Genomic DNA, 16559 nt, shown 5'->3' with positions numbered 1-16559 from the left:
ACGCAAAATTTGATGAGATAAGCGTATAAATAAAATAGCCGTGACAACAGTAAAATGACCTTTTCCGTATCAGGAAATATTTGATTTGAGTGATAAAATTCTACAAAGATCATAAGACTGGATTGTTCAGTTTCTAGACATGCACTTTTTACGATATTGCTTACATAAGATCATGCTGGACCTGTCGAAACCCCCACCCCCCCGAACGACGGGTTCAGCATGTACTGGCGCCGAGAAGTCACGAAAAATCGCGTCCGTTTCATGAGAGAATCTATTTTTTAGGTGTCAAAGCAGGCACCGCTTTTGCCGCATCAACCGGATCAATTCCAGGCGGCGGCGCCGCACTGAGCACATCTTCACCGCGCGCTACACGCGCCGCGCGTTGAATCGCTTCACGGATCCGCGGATAGGTTCCGCATCGACATATATTAGTGATGGCCTGATCGATATCTTCATCCGAAGGCTTTTCATTTTTTTTGAGCAAGACCGATGCTGCCATGATCATTCCGGACTGACAAAAGCCACATTGCGGGACATTTTCTGCCGCCCATGCCTGTTGTACTGGGTGGCTGCGATCCCGCGACAACGCCTCTATCGTTGTGATAAACCGCCCTTCAAGTTCGCCAATGGTGACCAAACAACTCCGAATCGCTTCCCCATCAATTTCGACCATACAGGCCCCGCAGTCGCCCGTGCCGCAGCCATATTTTGTCCCCGTCAGGTTCGACGCATCGCGCAGCGCCCATAATAACGGGGTCTGATCATCCATACGATATTCGACGGGCCGGTTATTGACGGTAAATTTGGTCATATTCTATCAGCCATTCCGCTTTTCCCTGCTCGGCCGCATGCCAGCCTGACAAACGGGTTTATTCCCGCCAGCTTTTGTCTTCGCGGTCAATCAGACGGACCATGGCATCAAATTCGGGCACGCCCTGAATCGCAGGATCAATGGATGCTTGCGAGAGATTGGCCAAATGTTTTTGGATCACTTCTTCACCGATCATGACGGGTTTGCCCATCGCCAAAGTCTGCATTTGAATTTCACAGGCGCGCTGCAACACCCAATGGTTGAGAAACGCTTCTTCCAATGTCCGCCCCATGACCACGGGTCCATGATTTTCCAATAGCATCATCCGCTTGTTGCCTAAACTTGCGAGAAAGCGCGGCCCTTCTTCAGCATGGACGGTGACCCCTTCAAATTTGTGATAAGCCAAGCGCGGGACAATGGCTGCGGCGTAAAAATTCACCGGCTGCAGCCCGCCCTCCAGTGATGCGACAGCCATGGTCGCCGTTGTATGGGTGTGAATTATTGCATGCACATCGGGCAATTCCCGGTGGAACAGGCTATGCTGGGTAAAGCCCGCCTTGTTAACGGGATAGGTTGATCCATCCAGCGTGTTCCCGTCAATATCGATTTTGACCAGCGTCGAAGCCGTGACCTCACTAAAATGCAAACCATAGGGATTGATCAGAAAAGCATCATCTTCGCCAGGCACTTTTAGCGTCACATGATTGAAGATCATTTCATCCCAGCCGAGATGCGCGAATATCCGATAGCAGGCGGCCAAACGTTGGCGAGCCTGCCATTCTTCGGTGCTGCAATGCGATTGAACATTAATTGCCGTCGCCATTTTCCATCTCCTGATTCGCATCCATTGCGCTTTCAACCGGATATGGCACAGGCCCTTGAGATAATCAAAAGCCTTTGCATCAATCAAATGAGCCGATTCAACGCGGCAGAAAAGCAACAGTTTAGAGTCGGAAATGCTTGAATTTGGTGGATTAGCCTGTTAGGCGCGCTCCGACTGCAGCTGATCGAATCATCTGCAAACCCTTTTTTATGGCTTAATGAGATTTTCGGCCGGTTATGATTTGACCAGGTTGCAGATAATATTTGCCACGGAATATAGATAGAAATTTGAACGGAGTTACTTAGTCTTATGCAAATCATGGTTCGCGACAATAATGTTGATCAAGCCCTTCGGGCGCTCAAAAAGAAATTGCAGCGTGAAGGCGTGTATCGCGAAATGAAGCTGCGTCGGCACTATGAGAAGCCGTCGGAAAAGCGGGCACGCGAAAAAGCTGCCGCTGTCCGTCGCGCGCGCAAAATGGAACGCAAACGTATGGAACGCGACGGCACTATTTAAGCCGGTTTGTTTTCCGATCCTGAACTCTTAGCCAACAGGTAATCTGCTATGTCCGTAACCACTGTTCCCATTCGGCCTATAAAGAAGGGGTCGTTGACCAAATTGTGGATCGGACTGGCCTTGGTATTAGCAGTTGCCGGAGCCCTGGCGTGGGCCGGAACGCAAAATGCTGTCGAAACCGGGGCCAGCAACGAACAGTTTCTCGCCAATAATGGCGAAGAAGACGGCGTCACCACGACTGCAACTGGCTTACAGATCAAGACGCTGAAGCCTGGTGAAGGTCCATCACCCACCGCTACCGACACCGCTCTGGTCAACTATAAGGGCACAACCCGCGACGGGAATGTGTTCGACCAGAATGAACAAACGCCCATGCCGGTTGGTGGGGTCGTCCCTGGCTTTTCGGAAGCTTTGCAATTGATGCAAAAAGGCGGCGAATATCGGATCTGGATCCCGTCTGAATTGGGTTATGGTGAACAATCGCCCAGTCCTGAACTGCCAGCTAATTCGGTCCTGATTTTTGATGTTACCCTGCTCGACTTTATCTCCGCTGAGCAGATGCAAGCCTTGCAGCAACAAATGCAACAGCAAGGCGGAATTCCCGGTGGGCCGCCACCCGGTCTTCCAGGCCAATAACCTTTCGCGAATAGCGGCCGTCAAGCCGCGCCTTATAACCGTTCGGCCTGCGCAACCGCGTCTGATGCTCTCAGCGCAGATATGATGCGCATAAGATGATGTACATTATGCACTTCCAGATCCACTTCAAATGTGTGGAAAGGCGCATCTCTATTGGTCATCCGCAGCCGCAATATATTGGCATTGTGAAAGCCAAAAATACCCGCCATTTCAGCGAGTGTCCCGGGTTTATTGTGGAGAACAACCATTAAGCGTGCGGGGGCGCCGTCGGTTTCAGTGCCCCAGCTTAGATCAACCCAGTCGGCATCCACACCATCGGCCAATTTCATGCAATCAATAGCGTGCACTTCGACATTGGCGCCGCTGCGCCGGAGACCAACAATGCGATCGCCCGGCACCGGATGACAGCATTCGGCCAAATCAAAGGCCACGCCGGGGGTTAGTCCTTTGATCGAAATGGCGCGATCTTGTTCTGGCCATTCGCGATCAACATCATTGTCATTCACACTGCCGGGCATCAGCGCTTCCATCACTTCCCGGTCGCTTAATTCCCGCGTGCCAATGGCGATCATCAAATCATCATCGCTTTCCAAATCGAGACGTTTGAGAGCAGCCTTCATCGCTTTTTTCCCAACCTTGCCGGGCAAGCGCTGGACAATTTCATCGTAAAGCTTGGTCCCGATTTCAACGATTTCATCCCGTTCCTTATGGCGGACAAACCGGCGGATAGCAGCGCGCGCTTTGCCAGTTATGACGAATGAAAGCCAACCCGGCTGTGGTTCCTGACCATTGGATTTGAGAATTTCTACAACATCGCCGTTGGTCAATTGCGTCCGCAAGGGAACATGGCGGCCATTGACCTTTGCACCAACCGCTTGATTGCCCAAATCCGTGTGCACGGCATAGGCAAAATCCACGGTCGTCGATCCGCGCGGCATTTGCAACAACGTGCCCTTGGGCGTGAACGCAAATATCCGGTCCTGATACATGGCCAATTTGGTATTTTCGAGCAGCTCTTCTGCATCTTCCGCATGATCGAGAATTTCAATCAAATCGCGAATCCATCCAGCTTGGCCATCCGGCCCGCCGCCTTGCTTATAGGCCCAATGGGCAGCGAGCCCATATTCATTGTCGCGATGCATGCGTTCGGATCTGATTTGTATTTCGACCCGCATATTATTGCCGTGCATGATCGTGCTGTGCAGCGATTGATAGCCATTGCGCTTGGGTGTTGAAATATAGTCCTTGAAGCGGCCAGGCACCATTTTCCATTTCTGATGCAATATGCCCAAAGCCCGATAGCATTCCGCGCTATTGTCGGTGATAACGCGAAACGCCATGATATCGGTTAGTTGTTCAAAGCTGACATGGCGTTCCTGCATTTTACGCCAGATTGAATAAGGATGTTTTTCGCGTCCGTTTATGTCCGCAGCCAGTCCTCCGGCCGCCAGGGCTTTTTCCAGGGACCGGGCAATTTTATGTACCTGACCCTCGTCACCCGTCTTGATCGCGTCCAAGCGACCCGTAATGGTTTCACAAGCTTCCGGTTCGAGATGCTTGAAAGCCAGCAACTGCATTTCGCGCATATATTCATACATGCCGATACGCTCTGCCAAGGGCGCATAGATATCCATGGTTTCATGGGCAATACGGCGGCGTTTTTCTTCGCTTTTGATAAAATGCAAGGTCCGCATATTGTGCAATCGATCCGCGAGCTTAACCAAAAGGACCCGAATATCATCTGACATAGCGAGCAGAAATTTGCGGAGATTTTCCGCCGCCCTTTCATTGTCCGTCTGGGCTTCGATTTTTGACAATTTGGTCACGCCATCAACCAATCGCGCGACATCAGATCCGAATAGTTTTTGGATTTCTTCCGTAGTTGTCAGCGTATCTTCAACCGTATCGTGCAAAAGGGCTGTCACAATAGTCTGTTGATCCAGTTTGAGATCAGTCATCAAGCCAGCCACTTCTATCGGATGACTGAAATAGGGATCGCCGCTGGCCCGTTTTTGGCTGCCATGTTTTTGAACCGAAAACACATAAGCGCGGTTGATCAGATCTTCATCTGCTTCGGGATCATAGCTGCGGACCCGTTCAACAAGTTCATATTGGCGTAACACATCCGTAAACTGTCTGGCTTTCTTCGCCGGAGCAACAAAAAAATAGCGTTGAAGACAATGCCTTCGAGGGAAGAAGGCTTGACTTCAACGCTGAAGTTGGACCGGTCGAGTCACTTGCGTGACGTAAACGGGATTGAGAGACCGGTCGAAAACATGAACTTCCCTGCCATCACTAGGCAGGATTAATCGGTTTAGCCGTTACATTTTGCCAGTGCTTCCGGCGAAATTTCTTCTCCTTTATAAGAGAAAGCGGCAATGGGGCCGACTTTGCGGGACAATTTGGCGCAGATGGTGCGGATCGATGACGTACTTTTGGCGCCTTTGCATTGGGTGCCTTCACAATAGATCATCGTGCCCTTGATAATGTGACGCGATTGTTCAACCGGTTCTTGCAGTTCGATCGAATAGGCGACCGGTTTACTACGCGCATCGGCGGCGCTCGCGGTGAAAATTAATGTGGTGGTCAAAATGGCAACGAACAACATGGACATATTGCGCAGCGGGCGGTTTAGGGAGAGAAGCATTATATTTCCTTTCAAGTCTAATGCATCCTTTGGTTGCGCCGAAATTCCCGGGGAGAAAAATTAGTAGGAAAACCAGCTTGCAATTTAGGTTGCGAATCAGTACTTAGTTTAATAGGTTTTAAGTTGCAACTAAAAACTTATATTTTTTTTTGGGTTTGTTGAAAACTCGGCTAGGTAATGCTCATGGATAAATTGACAGAAAATCTCGCAGAACTCGGAACAGGCTGTTCCCTCCCTATTTCTCTTGAAGTTATCGGGGAACGATGGTGCTTCATGATTTTACGCGCTTCCTTTAATGGCGTGCGCCATTTTGAAGATTTTTTGTCGGAAATCGGTATCGCCCGCAATATACTGGCCAACCGCCTGACACGATTGGTTGACGCCGGGATTATGTCGCGGCGGCCTTGCGACCATGACAAACGCAAAGTCGAATATCGCCTGACCGATAAGGGAGCTGACTTATTGGCGGTGATTGTGGCGATAAGACAATGGGGCGAGAAATGGGAAACGGGGGTTCCGTCCAACCCTATATTGGCCGATGCCAAAGACCGTCTGCCGATTAGCCGGATTTCTCTCCGCGCCCATGACGACCGGCAATTGGGTTTGGATGATTTGTGCTGGATTGATGAAGCCGAGCTGAAAAATCACCAAGCGCGCAATACTGATGACCGCGACGATATGGTCGTCCGTCATTTGAAAGGTTTGGGCGAACCATCAGCCGCCTAAGGCCAACTCGACTTTAAGAAAGCGGTGTTAACGGCCGTCTTTAATCATTCACATATATGCTGTTGACCGGCCGCGCCATGACCCGCTTTACAATCGGTTCAAAAAAATCAAGCGGCGCGCTGTCATAATTGGCATCAAAAGCTTTCTGATCATATTTTTCACAGAATTCGGCACAATCTTCAAAATGCTCATGCCCGCGAAAGGCCTCGCGCATGTCCCGATCCTGTCCAAGATGATGGAAAAAATAATAGCCTTGGAAAATCCCATGCTTCTCGGTGATCCAATGCAATTTTTCGCTGACAAATGGCTTCAGGATGGCCGCTGCCACGTCGGGATGATTAAACGTCCCTAATGTATCGCCAATATCGTGCAGCAGCGCCATCACGACATATTCATCCGATTGCCCATCGCGATGAGCCCGCGTCGCGGTTTGCAAACTATGTTCCAAGCGATCCACCGGAAAGCCGCCATAGTCGCCATCAAGCAAGCGCAAATGATCCAGAACCCGATCGGCAACCTTGCTGGCAAAGGGCATATAATGGCCGCCAATAATCTTCCAATCTTCTTCGGTGCCTTCTTCCATTGAAGAAAATTTTGCTGTCACTTCATTCGGACCGCCCATTGCACTCTCCTTTGTCAGCCGCCTTTTGGCGTTTTCCAGTAAGTTATTATGCGATTCTTTCCCAAACGGCAATGGCACGCTATAGATAGGATATATGGCCGTCATGGAAATCCGACCTCAGCCCTTTTTTGGCAATAAAAACCGCGCATTCTGGAACCTGCAATCCGCAGGCTGGGCCGGAGCTCTAGCGCTGCGCGGAATTTCCGGTATCGCCAATGGACAGCCACTAAGCTTTTTATTGCCGATCATCATATCGACGATCACCGGCTATTCCATCTCGCTGCTTTTGTCGGTTATCTATAAAAACCTCATCCATCAAAAGCCGATTGTCACCTGGGTGACGACCACCATTGTCTTGTCCATTGCTGCGGCCCTGTTTGCCTTTATTGATGCCTGGGTATTTTTAATCCAGAATCCGAGCATTGAAACCGGCTTTGCCAGTCTTTTCGTCGGCTATGTCTTTGTCGATTTCACTATGTTGGGCGCATGGTCGGCGCTCTATTTTGCGATTAATTTCTTTTTGCGGGTGGAAGAACAAAATGACCAATTGCTGCGGCTGGAAACCCAGGCAACCCGAGCACAACTGGCGATGCTGCGCTATCAGTTAAATCCCCATTTCCTGTTCAATACGCTGAACAGTATTTCAACCTTGGTGCTGCTGAAACAAACCGAGCCGGCCAATGCGATGCTATCGCGTTTGTCGTCTTTTCTGCGCCACACATTGGTCAATGAAGTACACAGCCGCGTCACTTTGGCGCAGGAAGTGGAAACATTGCATCTCTATCTCGATATAGAAAAAATGCGCTTTGAAGAGCGTCTGCGCCCTAGCTTCGATATTGAGCCAGCGGTGCGCGAAGCTCTATTGCCGTCCTTATTGCTGCAACCGCTAGTAGAAAATGCGATCAAATATGCGGTAACGCCGATGGAAGAAGGCGCTGATATTTCCGTATCGGCGCGCATGGAAAATAAATCGGTGAAGATTATCGTATCGGATACCGGACCGGGGAAAAACGGCCCGATCGCAAAAAATACCTATTCAACCGGCGTGGGTTTAGGAAATATTCAGGAGCGATTAAACCAAGCTTATGGAGAAGCGCATTCGTTCGAGATTAAATCTTCAGCGGGAGGCGGTTTTTCTGTGATCATTGCGTTGCCGTTTGAAACCAGAAAACAGATCGAGAAAAAGGCCGCACAGGAGAGTCCTTCTTCTGGCCAAATCAGGAACGAAGCTATTTTTGGGGAGCATGCATCCGATAGGAGCTCTGGGGGTCTCGTCACCGCCCCCGCCGCAGTTTCATCGCACCAAGAGGATATTAACCCATGACGATAAAAACGATATTAGTCGACGACGAGAAATTAGCAATTCAAGGCCTTCAAATCCGTCTCGAACAATTTGAAGATATCGAAGTTATCGATACGTGCAGCAATGGCCGCGAAGCCATTCGCAAAATCAAAACGCTGAAACCCGACCTGGTGTTTCTCGACATCCAAATGCCCGGATTTGATGGTTTTTCAGTGGTTCAAGGGATTATGGAAATCGAACCCCCGCTGTTTATTTTTGTGACCGCCTTTGCCGATCATGCGGTGCGCGCATTTGAGGCAGAAGCGGTTGATTATCTCGTTAAACCGGTGGAAGTAGACCGGCTCGCAGACGCCCTCGAGCGCGTGCGCACGCGATTGTCTGAAAAACGCGGCGCCGAAGAAATTGAAAAACTGAAAAATGTCCTCAGCGAAGTTGCGCCATCGGCCATGGCAGATCTGGAAAATGCCGAAGAACCAGCCGCTGCTAGCCGCTATGAAAAGCTGATCAATGTGAAAGACCGTGGTCAGATTTTCCGCGTTGACGTGGATACGATTGAGCGGATTGACGCTGCTGGCGACTATATGTGTATTTATACTGCAGATAACTCATTGATTTTGCGAGAGACGATGAAAGATCTGGAAAAGCGTCTAGACCCCCGCAATTTTCAGCGCGTCCATCGCTCGACCATCGTCAATCTCGGTCAGGTTCGCGAAGTGAAACCCCATACAAATGGCGAATGTTTCCTGATTCTCGGCTCCGGCGCACAAGTGAAAGTCAGCCGTAGCTATCGGGATGTTGTTGCCCGCTTTGTTCACTAGCCGCGGCGATCAGAGAAAAATTGCCGGAGCATCGCGGCGGCTTCATCTTCTTCAAATCCTGAATAAATTTCAAGCTGATGATGGCAGGTAGCATTGGAAAAGAAGCGCACACCGCTTTCCACTGCGCCGCCCTTTGGATCAGCCGCAGCATAATAGAGCCGTCTGATTCGAGCATGGGCTATGACCCCGGCACACATGGTGCAGGGTTCCAATGTCACCCATAGATCGCAATCATCCAGCCGGTCTTTGCCCACCGCCGCACAAGCCTGTCGTATGGCAACAATTTCCGCATGCGCGCTGGGATCATTGTCGATCCGTGTTCGGTTGTGCCCTTGGCCGATAATTTCACCATTTCTCACCACAATCGCTCCCACAGGAACTTCGCCGGCCTCCGCGGCTTTGCCAGCGAGAATCAGGGCTTGCGGCATAAAGGAAAGATAGCTTTCGTCGTTCATCTCTTGAGCGATTAGCGTGAAGCCAGTGAAATGGCCAGATCCTCTCCTGCCCGTCGATCATTTATTGTTCCCATATTTCGCAAAAAATGACAGCAAAACGCCAAGGAATCCAAGCGGGCCGCTTGACGGACAGCTGATTTGCCGTTAGGTGCGCTGTCTTTCCTACGGGAATCACTCATAAACAAGAAATTGGACACAGAACATGTCGCGGATTTGCGAACTGACAGGTAAGACTCGGCTGGTGGGCAATAATGTATCGCACGCCAAAAACCGCACCAAGAAAACCTTTTTGCCGAACTTGCAAAATGTAACCCTTTTGTCCGACACGCTCGGCAGAGGTGTAAAGTTGCGCGTTTCGACTCATGGCCTGCGTTCCGTGGAACATGTTGGTGGTCTTGATAACTGGCTGTTGAAAACATCGGACGACAAATTGAGTCTGCGGGTTCGCCGGCTGAAAAAAGAAATTGCCAAAAAGCAGGTCGCGGCCTGAACTCAGGTTCGCAGACTATTGTGAAATTGTAGAAAAGCCGGGGCGCGCCTCGGCTTTTTCCTTTTCTGGGTCGTTTTCCGGCGCTCCATCCGATGCTTTCTTGCGTTTGGTTTTTCCAGGAAGAAGTTTGAACTTCATCAAAATTGTTTCTTGAAAAGCGTTAAAATTATCATCCGATGCCATCCAGATAATCGTGTTCTCGCCCTCCATGGTGACCGCCAGGGCTTCCATATTATCCACCCGCATCGGGGGTTTAATCCGGGCAATAAGGCGTGAAGTCCAGATTTTGCCCGCTGCAATTTCCGCCGGGTCACCAATAGAAATAATCGCGGAAACGCCCTCGAGCGGAGTGAATCGGCGGTGAAGCAAAAGCGCTTTTCCATCCGGCAATAGCGCTGCATCGGTCAATTGATAACCGCGCGGGGGCCGGTAGCCAAAAACCTTGGGTTCAATATCGTGATCCGTCGGATCACCAGCAAAAATCAGGGCTTGATAGGCCCGCTTGCCAAAGGGAGCCGATTCGGAAAAAACCAGAAAACGATCCGTCTCCTCATCCTCGCCGACCAGACGCAGCATGGCTTCGGCACCGCCATTGCCGGGCCAATCCTGCATCGCCTCGACATCATGCTTTGCTTCTTTGCGGGCAAAGGACCGGCCATAGCGCCACACGCCATGATAGCGCTCATAGCCAACCCAATATTGTCCGGTGTCGGGATCGTGAATCAAAGATTCGCTGTCCCAATTTTTCTTAGCAAATTCATTCGGGACAGGGGGCCCATCGGGCAGCGGCGCAATAAAGGGCCGGCGCGCTAGGTGCGCCTTTTCATCCAATGTGAAGCCGACCAAAACACCTGCATCACTGAGGAAAATAAATTGCTGATCCGGAAGCGCAAGCATTGCCGACAGGCCACCAAAATCGGCATTGTCGCTGCGTATTTTCCATCCACGCAGAAATTCAAGGCGGCCGGCGCGCCGATTTTCTGCTTGTTCGGCATGGAACAGAATCGGGGTTAACCGGATGAGCTGGCTATCATTTTTCTCCGGCACGGACCCGTGAATATAGGTCACCGGAACGAGGAAGAAAAAGAGCGAAAGACAGGCCAAGAAACGTATCACAATCGCGCCCATAACCGATCTGCGGACGCAAATATATTCTATTCTGGACGATGGGCGGAAACTTGGGCTAGGAGCAGGCTAATTCTACTCAAAGGCTCATCTATGCAAAAAATATATTCAGATGCGGCAGCGGCGCTCGACGGTCTGCTGGTTGATGGCATGCACCTGTGCGTTGGCGGATTTGGCCTGTGCGGCATACCCGAACGCCTGATTGATGCTATTCAGCAAGATGGGGTCAAGGATCTCACAATTGCCTCCAACAATGCCGGGATCGACAATGAAGGCCTCGGCAAATTGCTGCGCTCCAAGCAAGTGAAGAAAATGATCTCGTCCTATGTCGGGGAGAATAAGGAATTTGAACGACAGTTTCTCTCTGGTGAGTTGGAAGTAGAATTCTGCCCGCAAGGCACATTGGCAGAGCGTTGCCGTGCAGGCGGCGCGGGCATAGCCGGATTTTACACCAAGACCGGTGTCGGAACACAAGTGGCTGAGGGCAAAGAGATAAAGCAATTTGATGGCGAAGATTATATTCTTGAACGCGGTATCTATGCAGATCTGTGCCTGATTAAAGGGTGGAAAGCAGACAAGGCCGGCAATCTAATATTCCGCAAGACCGCGCGCAATTTCAACGCACCAATGGCAACAGCCGGGAAGATATGCGTCGCAGAAGTCGAAGAAATTGTAGAGGTCGGCGCATTGGATCCCGATGCGATCCACTTGCCCAGCATCTATGTCAAAAGGCTGATCAATGGGGCGCCTTATGACAAGAAAATCGAATTTCGTATGACCCGGGAACGGGAGAATATGCAATGAGCTGGGACCGTAATCAGATGGCCGCCCGGGCCGCGCAGGAATTGCAAGACGGCTATTATGTCAATCTGGGCATTGGCATTCCAACCTTGGTCGCCAATCATATACCCGATGGGGTTGAAGTGACGCTGCAAAGCGAAAACGGGATGCTCGGCATCGGACCCTTTCCCTATGCCGATGAGATTGATCCCGATTTGATCAACGCCGGCAAACAGACAATCAGCGCCTTGCCGTCCTCAAGCTATTTTGGCAGCGCCGACAGTTTTGCCATGATCCGCGGCGGCCATATCGATCTGACCGTTTTGGGCGCGATGGAAGTGGCCGAAAATGGCGATATTGCCAACTGGATGATCCCTGGCAAGATGATTAAGGGCATGGGCGGTGCGATGGACCTCGTGGCAGGCGTGAAGAAAATCATCGTCGTAATGGACCACTGCGCTAAAGATGGTTCGCCCAAATTCATCCCGGAATGCAGTTTGCCGCTGACCGGAACCAATGTCGTGGATATGATTATCACCGATCTATGCGTGTTTCATCGGCCCGATCATCAGAGCCCGTTCAAGCTCATCGAACTCGCGCCTGGTATTGGTTCAGACCAAGTCGCGGCAAAGACCAAAGCCCACTATATTTAACCGCCGGCCGTCCAAACGGTACCGGACTATAAGATCAAATAACAACAACGAATATTATGCGATTAGCCCGTAACTCACGGGTATTAATCCGATTCGTCATGCCTGCGTCAATAATCACTTGATTTCTCTTGACAGGACGCACACTTGCTTTTTTATGTCCATAATGGACTTAAATTCTACATTGGATTTAAGCGATTGAAATACATAAATAATTATAAAATTAGGGGTCAAAATGACAGAAGTTGAAAATAGAATGGATGAAACACTCATCGCACTAACGTCACAAATTGTCGTCGCGCATGTAAATAATAACAGTGTAGCCGTCTCGGATTTACCATTGTTGATCAATAGTGTGCACAGCACCATGACCGAACTGGCTGGGAAGCCAAGTTCTGCAAAAACCCAGCAAGAACCCGCCGTGCCGGTTAAAGATTCTATCAAACCCGATCATATTGTGTGTTTGGAAGACGGTAAAAAATTCAAGATGCTGAAACGGCATTTAATGACACGCTACAATATGACACCCGAAGAATATCGCGCAAAATGGGGACTGCCCGCAGACTATCCCATGGTCTCGTCCAACTATTCAAAGGTCCGCAGCGGACTGGCGACGAAAATTGGACTCGGGAAAAAATAGAATAAACCGCTGACCGCAAACGCGGCAGACCGTTGCGTGGTTGATGGGTTGAACCCGGTCCCTAAAGCATGGGGCTGGTTCGCTTACTACGCGGCGGGCGGTCGACTACTCCGCCAATAGCACGGGCTCTATTAGTCTGATCAATCCACGGCGACAAATGGCGCGTTTCTAATTTGCCGAGAAGCTTTTCACCCAATAATATTGCCTAAATCTAGGCGACCTGCCATAGTGCCTTATGTGGCTAAGACAGGGGTGAGATAATTATCAAACAGGCTCTCGCGTGGGTGCGCCTCCATCCGATCATTTCCGGTATCATGGCGTTGGTGGCAATAGCGGTACTATACAAGCTGATCGTCCCATCACCGGCAAGCTATGAATATGTCACCGCTTCTGTCAGTCGAGGAGATGTGGCCCGTGTGGTGTCAGCGAGCGGGAAATTGCGCGCGCTGAATACCATAAATGTGGGTTCGGAAATTTCCGGGCAAGTGACCGATGTTTATGTAGACTTTAATTCCCCGGTGACCGCCGGGCAAGTGCTTGCGCGGATCGATCCGACCCGTATCCAGGCTCGGGTAACCCAAGCGCGCGCGCAGGTGGAATTGTCGCGGGCCAATCTGGCGCAGGCTGAAGCTTCGATCATCCGGGCACAAACCGATTTTGAAGTGCAATCCCGGGAATTTGAGCGCCAGCGCCAACTGGCCGACAAGGGCTTTGTTTCCAAAGCGGGTATCGACCAAGCGCGCAACGCACTCGCCAATGCCAAGGCTTCACTCAGCACAGCCCGAGCGCAAGCCCAAAGCGGCCGTGCGCAAATTGCGCAAAGCGAAGCCGAATTATCCTCCGCTCAACTGGATCTTAATCGTACCAAAATCGTCGCGCCCACAAGCGGCGTTGTGATCAACAAACTGGTCGAACCCGGTACAACCGTCGCGGCGAGCTTCCAAACGCCCAATCTTTTTGAAATAGCAGCCGATACCAGTCGCATGCAAGTCGAGGCCTCGGTTGATGAAGCGGATATCGGACAGGTACGGGTGGATCAAACGGTGCGCTTTACCGTGGACAGCTATCCCGATGACACATTTGTCGCCAAAGTTGGCCAAATCCGCAAATCGGCGACGGAAGCACAAAATGTGGTCAGCTATTTGGTCATTCTCGATGTTGACAATCAGGAAGGCAAATTGCTGACGGGCATGACGGCCAATGTCGAAATCGTCACCGGCACCAAAGCTAATGTCTTGCGCGTACCGGCGCCGGCCATCCGGTTCCGGCCGCGCAAGGATGATCGCCCGGAAGAAGACGAAAAGGACGAAGACGCAGATAATCCCAATCCGTCAGACAAGAAAAACCGCCGGTCCGCGCACATTTGGGTGGCGACGGACGACGCTTACAAGCCTGCGCGCAGAGCCGTCACCATTGGCCTGTCGGGGGAAGATTTTGTCGAAATTTTAAAAGGCTTGAAAGAAAAAGAGAAGATTCTCGTCCGCTCCCGCAATCTTGAAACTGAAGATGATGATGACGGCGATGAATCGGCCCGCGGAAATACCTAAGGCAATGACGCTTGTCAAAACCGAGAATCTGGTCAAAAACTATGTGCTTGGGGGCGAAACAGTGCGGGCCGTTGACGGCGTTTCACTGTCGATTGACCATGGCGAATATGTTGCCATCATGGGTGCTAGCGGCTCCGGCAAATCGACCTTCATGAATATGATCGGATGCCTTGATATTCCCACATCCGGGGATGTTCGGATTGATGGTATTGCAACAAGCGAGCGCGATGGCGATGCCTTGGCTGAGCTGCGCAATCAGAAAATTGGCTTTGTATTCCAGCAATTTAATCTGCTCGCCCGGACCACCGCGCTCGATAATGTGGCGGTTCCGCTTATTTATGCAGGTTTGAACGGAGAGCAACGCAAAGCGAAAGCGAAAGCGAAACTGGAAGATATGGGTCTCGGAGATCGCTTGGATCACAGCCCCGCCAAATTATCCGGTGGTCAGCAGCAACGCGTCGCCATTGCGCGTGCATTGGTGACCGAGCCTGTCATCCTGCTAGCGGACGAACCGACCGGCGCTCTGGACAGCAAAACCTCGGAAGATATTATGCAAATTTTCCAGAGCCTCAATGAGCAAGGTATTACCATTATCGTGGTGACGCATGAATCGGAAATTGCCGATCATGCCAAACGCCGCATCGAATTTCGTGACGGCAAAGTGATTGAGGATACCACTGTCAAAAAACGGCGTAAGGTCAGTCGATGATTGGGAATCTGGGACAAAAAGCGGCGGGTTGGTTGGTCAATATCGCGATCGCAATGACCGCATTGCGGACCAATTTAATGCGCTCCATCTTGACCACTTTGGGCGTCATGATCGGCGTGTTCGCCGTGACGCTCGCCGTTGCCGTGGGCTCCGGCGCCCAGATTTCGGTCATGCAGTCGATCAATGCCTTGGGTTCAAACATGGCGCTTATTTTTCCGCAACCTGATAGCGAAGGAAGCCGCCGCGGCTTTGATCGCGGCCGATTGACGATGCGTGATGCCCGCGCCATTGAGAAACAGATTAATGGCATTACCGATATCGCTCCACAATTGCGCTCGAGCATTCAATTGGTAGTGGCCGGCCGCAATGCCTCGACCAGCGCTATTGGGATCACGCCAGGCTATGGCAAAGTGTCCAATCTGGTTGCCGAATCCGGCCGCTTTATCAGCGAAGCAGATGTTCGTTCTGCTGCCCGCGTTGTCGTTTTGGGTCCAACCGTTGCCCGCAAATTATTTGGTGACTTTGATCCTGTTGGCGAAACGCTGCGGATTAATCGCGCGCCGTTTAAGGTGGTCGGTATTACCGAATCCAAGGGGTCAAGCTTTGGCAATGATAATGACGATATTGCGCTCATTCCGATCAGCACCATGCGCCAACGCTTTTCCGGAGATGCACTGGCCGGACCCGATGATTTGCAGGTATTATTTGTCGGCTTTCAAGATGGTGTTTCCTTGCCTCAGGCGAAGCGTGAAATGACGCGGCTGCTGCGCGAACGCTATCGCGTAAGGGGAAAAGATATTAATCCCTTCACCATCCGTACGACCGAAGAATTTATGAAGGAATCCGCTCAGGTCACTGGTATTTTTCAAATTGTTCTGGTCGCAATTGCTTCCATTTCTTTGCTGGTCGGCGGCATTGGTATCATGAATATCATGTTGGTTAGCGTCACCGAACGCACCCGCGAAATCGGTTTGCGCATGGCATTAGGCGCGCGCCGCAGCGATATTCGCAATCAGTTTCTGGTCGAAGCGGCGGTTTTATGCGTCATTGGCGGAGCCATGGGATTGATCCTCGCTATAGCAGGAGGCACTGCACTGACGGTCTATGCTGACTTCCCTGTCCCTATCGGCGTTGGGGTTGGCATTGGCGCGATTTTATTCTCCGCCTTTATCGGTCTCTTGTTCGGCGGCTATCCAGCCGTTCGGGCGTCCCGGTTATCGCCTATTGAAGCGTTGCGCAGCGAGTAATAGACCGGCAAGAA

Annotated in this window: 19 protein-coding genes; 12 read left to right on the top strand and 7 right to left on the bottom strand. The window is 51.0% G+C overall.

What is annotated here, in order from left to right; all coding sequences use genetic code 11:
- Window positions 1-271: 271 nt before the first annotated feature.
- Both ABJU74_RS09185 and ABJU74_RS09180 read right to left on the bottom strand, forming a co-directional pair.
- Window positions 272-811: a (2Fe-2S)-binding protein gene (locus ABJU74_RS09185; RefSeq protein WP_348383314.1), complete on the bottom strand. Its 540-nt coding sequence runs from the start codon at window positions 809-811 to the stop codon at window positions 272-274.
- Between the two features lie 58 nt (window positions 812-869).
- Entirely contained in the window at window positions 870-1634 is a 765-nt protein-coding gene (locus tag ABJU74_RS09180) for a class II aldolase/adducin family protein (RefSeq protein ID WP_348383315.1), read from the bottom strand.
- A 309-nt stretch (window positions 1635-1943) separates the two neighbouring features.
- Here ABJU74_RS09180 and rpsU point away from each other — a divergent pair, with 309 nt between their 5' ends.
- The gene (gene rpsU, locus ABJU74_RS09175; protein WP_074204042.1) at window positions 1944-2150 is read left to right on the top strand and encodes a 30S ribosomal protein S21; all 207 of its coding nucleotides are present in this window, start codon (window positions 1944-1946) and stop codon (window positions 2148-2150) included.
- Between the two features lie 48 nt (window positions 2151-2198).
- Entirely contained in the window at window positions 2199-2786 is a 588-nt protein-coding gene (locus ABJU74_RS09170; protein WP_348383316.1) for an FKBP-type peptidyl-prolyl cis-trans isomerase, read from the top strand.
- A gap of 32 nt (window positions 2787-2818) precedes the next feature.
- Here the strand turns inward: ABJU74_RS09170 and ABJU74_RS09165 are convergent, their stop codons facing one another.
- Together ABJU74_RS09165 and ABJU74_RS09160 are read right to left on the bottom strand one after the other, a co-directional pair.
- Window positions 2819-4909 carry a bifunctional (p)ppGpp synthetase/guanosine-3',5'-bis(diphosphate) 3'-pyrophosphohydrolase gene (locus ABJU74_RS09165; protein ID WP_348383317.1) on the bottom strand — a complete coding sequence of 697 codons (2091 nt, stop codon included), beginning with the start codon at window positions 4907-4909 and terminating at the stop codon, window positions 2819-2821.
- A gap of 191 nt (window positions 4910-5100) precedes the next feature.
- On the bottom strand, window positions 5101-5433 hold the full coding sequence (locus ABJU74_RS09160) for a hypothetical protein (RefSeq protein WP_348383318.1): 333 nt from the start codon (window positions 5431-5433) through the stop codon (window positions 5101-5103).
- A 183-nt stretch (window positions 5434-5616) separates the two neighbouring features.
- Between ABJU74_RS09160 and ABJU74_RS09155 the strand changes: the two genes are divergently transcribed.
- On the top strand, window positions 5617-6159 hold the full coding sequence (locus ABJU74_RS09155) for a helix-turn-helix domain-containing protein (protein ID WP_348383319.1): 543 nt from the start codon (window positions 5617-5619) through the stop codon (window positions 6157-6159).
- A 40-nt stretch (window positions 6160-6199) separates the two neighbouring features.
- On the opposite strand, the gene ABJU74_RS09150 is transcribed toward ABJU74_RS09155, so the two are convergent.
- Window positions 6200-6781: an HD domain-containing protein gene (locus tag ABJU74_RS09150; protein ID WP_348383320.1), complete on the bottom strand. Its 582-nt coding sequence runs from the start codon at window positions 6779-6781 to the stop codon at window positions 6200-6202.
- A gap of 94 nt (window positions 6782-6875) precedes the next feature.
- Here ABJU74_RS09150 and ABJU74_RS09145 point away from each other — a divergent pair, with 94 nt between their 5' ends.
- Both ABJU74_RS09145 and ABJU74_RS09140 read left to right on the top strand, forming a co-directional pair.
- Entirely contained in the window at window positions 6876-8105 is a 1230-nt protein-coding gene (locus tag ABJU74_RS09145; RefSeq protein ID WP_348383321.1) for a histidine kinase, read from the top strand.
- Entirely contained in the window at window positions 8102-8902 is an 801-nt protein-coding gene (locus ABJU74_RS09140) for a LytTR family DNA-binding domain-containing protein (protein ID WP_348383322.1), read from the top strand. Before ABJU74_RS09145 ends, ABJU74_RS09140 begins: the two co-directional genes overlap by 4 nt.
- Here ABJU74_RS09140 and tadA read toward each other — a convergent pair.
- Window positions 8899-9357, bottom strand: coding sequence for a tRNA adenosine(34) deaminase TadA (tadA, locus tag ABJU74_RS09135; protein WP_348383323.1), 459 nt, complete (start codon window positions 9355-9357; stop codon window positions 8899-8901). The genes ABJU74_RS09140 and tadA overlap by 4 nt on opposite strands.
- Window positions 9358-9559: 202 nt before the next feature.
- On the opposite strand from tadA, the gene rpmB reads away from it, so the two are divergent.
- Complete coding sequence (rpmB, locus tag ABJU74_RS09130) at window positions 9560-9847, top strand: 50S ribosomal protein L28 (protein WP_348383324.1); 288 nt, start codon at window positions 9560-9562, stop codon at window positions 9845-9847.
- 15 nt (window positions 9848-9862) lie between these two features.
- On the opposite strand, the gene ABJU74_RS09125 is transcribed toward rpmB, so the two are convergent.
- Entirely contained in the window at window positions 9863-10963 is a 1101-nt protein-coding gene (locus ABJU74_RS09125) for an esterase-like activity of phytase family protein (protein ID WP_348422670.1), read from the bottom strand.
- Window positions 10964-11065: 102 nt separating this feature from the next.
- Here ABJU74_RS09125 and ABJU74_RS09120 point away from each other — a divergent pair, with 102 nt between their 5' ends.
- From ABJU74_RS09120 to ABJU74_RS09095, 6 genes are all read left to right on the top strand, one after another.
- The gene (locus tag ABJU74_RS09120) at window positions 11066-11776 is read left to right on the top strand and encodes a CoA transferase subunit A (RefSeq protein WP_348383326.1); all 711 of its coding nucleotides are present in this window, start codon (window positions 11066-11068) and stop codon (window positions 11774-11776) included.
- Window positions 11773-12405 (top strand): CoA transferase subunit B, encoded by a 633-nt coding sequence (locus ABJU74_RS09115; protein WP_348383327.1) that lies wholly within the window; start codon window positions 11773-11775, stop codon window positions 12403-12405. The genes ABJU74_RS09120 and ABJU74_RS09115 overlap by 4 nt, the downstream gene beginning before the upstream one ends.
- 232 nt (window positions 12406-12637) lie before the next feature.
- The gene (locus tag ABJU74_RS09110) at window positions 12638-13042 is read left to right on the top strand and encodes a MucR family transcriptional regulator (RefSeq protein WP_348383328.1); all 405 of its coding nucleotides are present in this window, start codon (window positions 12638-12640) and stop codon (window positions 13040-13042) included.
- A 284-nt stretch (window positions 13043-13326) separates the two neighbouring features.
- Window positions 13327-14589: an efflux RND transporter periplasmic adaptor subunit gene (locus ABJU74_RS09105; RefSeq protein WP_348383330.1), complete on the top strand. Its 1263-nt coding sequence runs from the start codon at window positions 13327-13329 to the stop codon at window positions 14587-14589.
- A 4-nt stretch (window positions 14590-14593) separates the two neighbouring features.
- Window positions 14594-15298 carry an ABC transporter ATP-binding protein gene (locus tag ABJU74_RS09100; RefSeq protein ID WP_348383332.1) on the top strand — a complete coding sequence of 235 codons (705 nt, stop codon included), beginning with the start codon at window positions 14594-14596 and terminating at the stop codon, window positions 15296-15298.
- Window positions 15295-16545, top strand: coding sequence for an ABC transporter permease (locus ABJU74_RS09095; protein WP_348383334.1), 1251 nt, complete (start codon window positions 15295-15297; stop codon window positions 16543-16545). Before ABJU74_RS09100 ends, ABJU74_RS09095 begins: the two co-directional genes overlap by 4 nt.
- The last annotated feature ends 14 nt before the right edge of the window (window positions 16546-16559 follow it).

Source organism: Parasphingorhabdus sp., assembly GCF_039982415.1.
Lineage (GTDB): Bacteria > Pseudomonadota > Alphaproteobacteria > Sphingomonadales > Sphingomonadaceae > Parasphingorhabdus.
Note: the sequence above shows the minus strand (reverse complement) of the source record. Positions and strands in the feature narration are given on the sequence as shown.

Excerpts from the sequence above, each read along its gene's own strand:
- ABJU74_RS09185 (WP_348383314.1), bottom strand. The coding sequence starts at position 811 with ATGACCAAATTTACCGTCAATAACCGGCCCGTCGAATATCGTATGGAT.
- ABJU74_RS09180 (WP_348383315.1), bottom strand. The coding sequence starts at position 1,634 with ATGGCGACGGCAATTAATGTTCAATCGCATTGCAGCACCGAAGAATGG.
- rpsU (WP_074204042.1), top strand. The coding sequence starts at position 1,944 with ATGCAAATCATGGTTCGCGACAATAATGTTGATCAAGCCCTTCGGGCG.
- ABJU74_RS09170 (WP_348383316.1), top strand. The coding sequence starts at position 2,199 with ATGTCCGTAACCACTGTTCCCATTCGGCCTATAAAGAAGGGGTCGTTG.
- ABJU74_RS09160 (WP_348383318.1), bottom strand. The coding sequence starts at position 5,433 with ATGCTTCTCTCCCTAAACCGCCCGCTGCGCAATATGTCCATGTTGTTC.
- ABJU74_RS09155 (WP_348383319.1), top strand. The coding sequence starts at position 5,617 with ATGGATAAATTGACAGAAAATCTCGCAGAACTCGGAACAGGCTGTTCC.
- ABJU74_RS09150 (WP_348383320.1), bottom strand. The coding sequence starts at position 6,781 with ATGGGCGGTCCGAATGAAGTGACAGCAAAATTTTCTTCAATGGAAGAA.
- ABJU74_RS09145 (WP_348383321.1), top strand. The coding sequence starts at position 6,876 with ATGGCCGTCATGGAAATCCGACCTCAGCCCTTTTTTGGCAATAAAAAC.
- ABJU74_RS09140 (WP_348383322.1), top strand. The coding sequence starts at position 8,102 with ATGACGATAAAAACGATATTAGTCGACGACGAGAAATTAGCAATTCAA.
- tadA (WP_348383323.1), bottom strand. The coding sequence starts at position 9,357 with ATGAACGACGAAAGCTATCTTTCCTTTATGCCGCAAGCCCTGATTCTC.
- rpmB (WP_348383324.1), top strand. The coding sequence starts at position 9,560 with ATGTCGCGGATTTGCGAACTGACAGGTAAGACTCGGCTGGTGGGCAAT.
- ABJU74_RS09120 (WP_348383326.1), top strand. The coding sequence starts at position 11,066 with ATGCAAAAAATATATTCAGATGCGGCAGCGGCGCTCGACGGTCTGCTG.
- ABJU74_RS09115 (WP_348383327.1), top strand. The coding sequence starts at position 11,773 with ATGAGCTGGGACCGTAATCAGATGGCCGCCCGGGCCGCGCAGGAATTG.
- ABJU74_RS09110 (WP_348383328.1), top strand. The coding sequence starts at position 12,638 with ATGACAGAAGTTGAAAATAGAATGGATGAAACACTCATCGCACTAACG.
- ABJU74_RS09100 (WP_348383332.1), top strand. The coding sequence starts at position 14,594 with ATGACGCTTGTCAAAACCGAGAATCTGGTCAAAAACTATGTGCTTGGG.
- ABJU74_RS09095 (WP_348383334.1), top strand. The coding sequence starts at position 15,295 with ATGATTGGGAATCTGGGACAAAAAGCGGCGGGTTGGTTGGTCAATATC.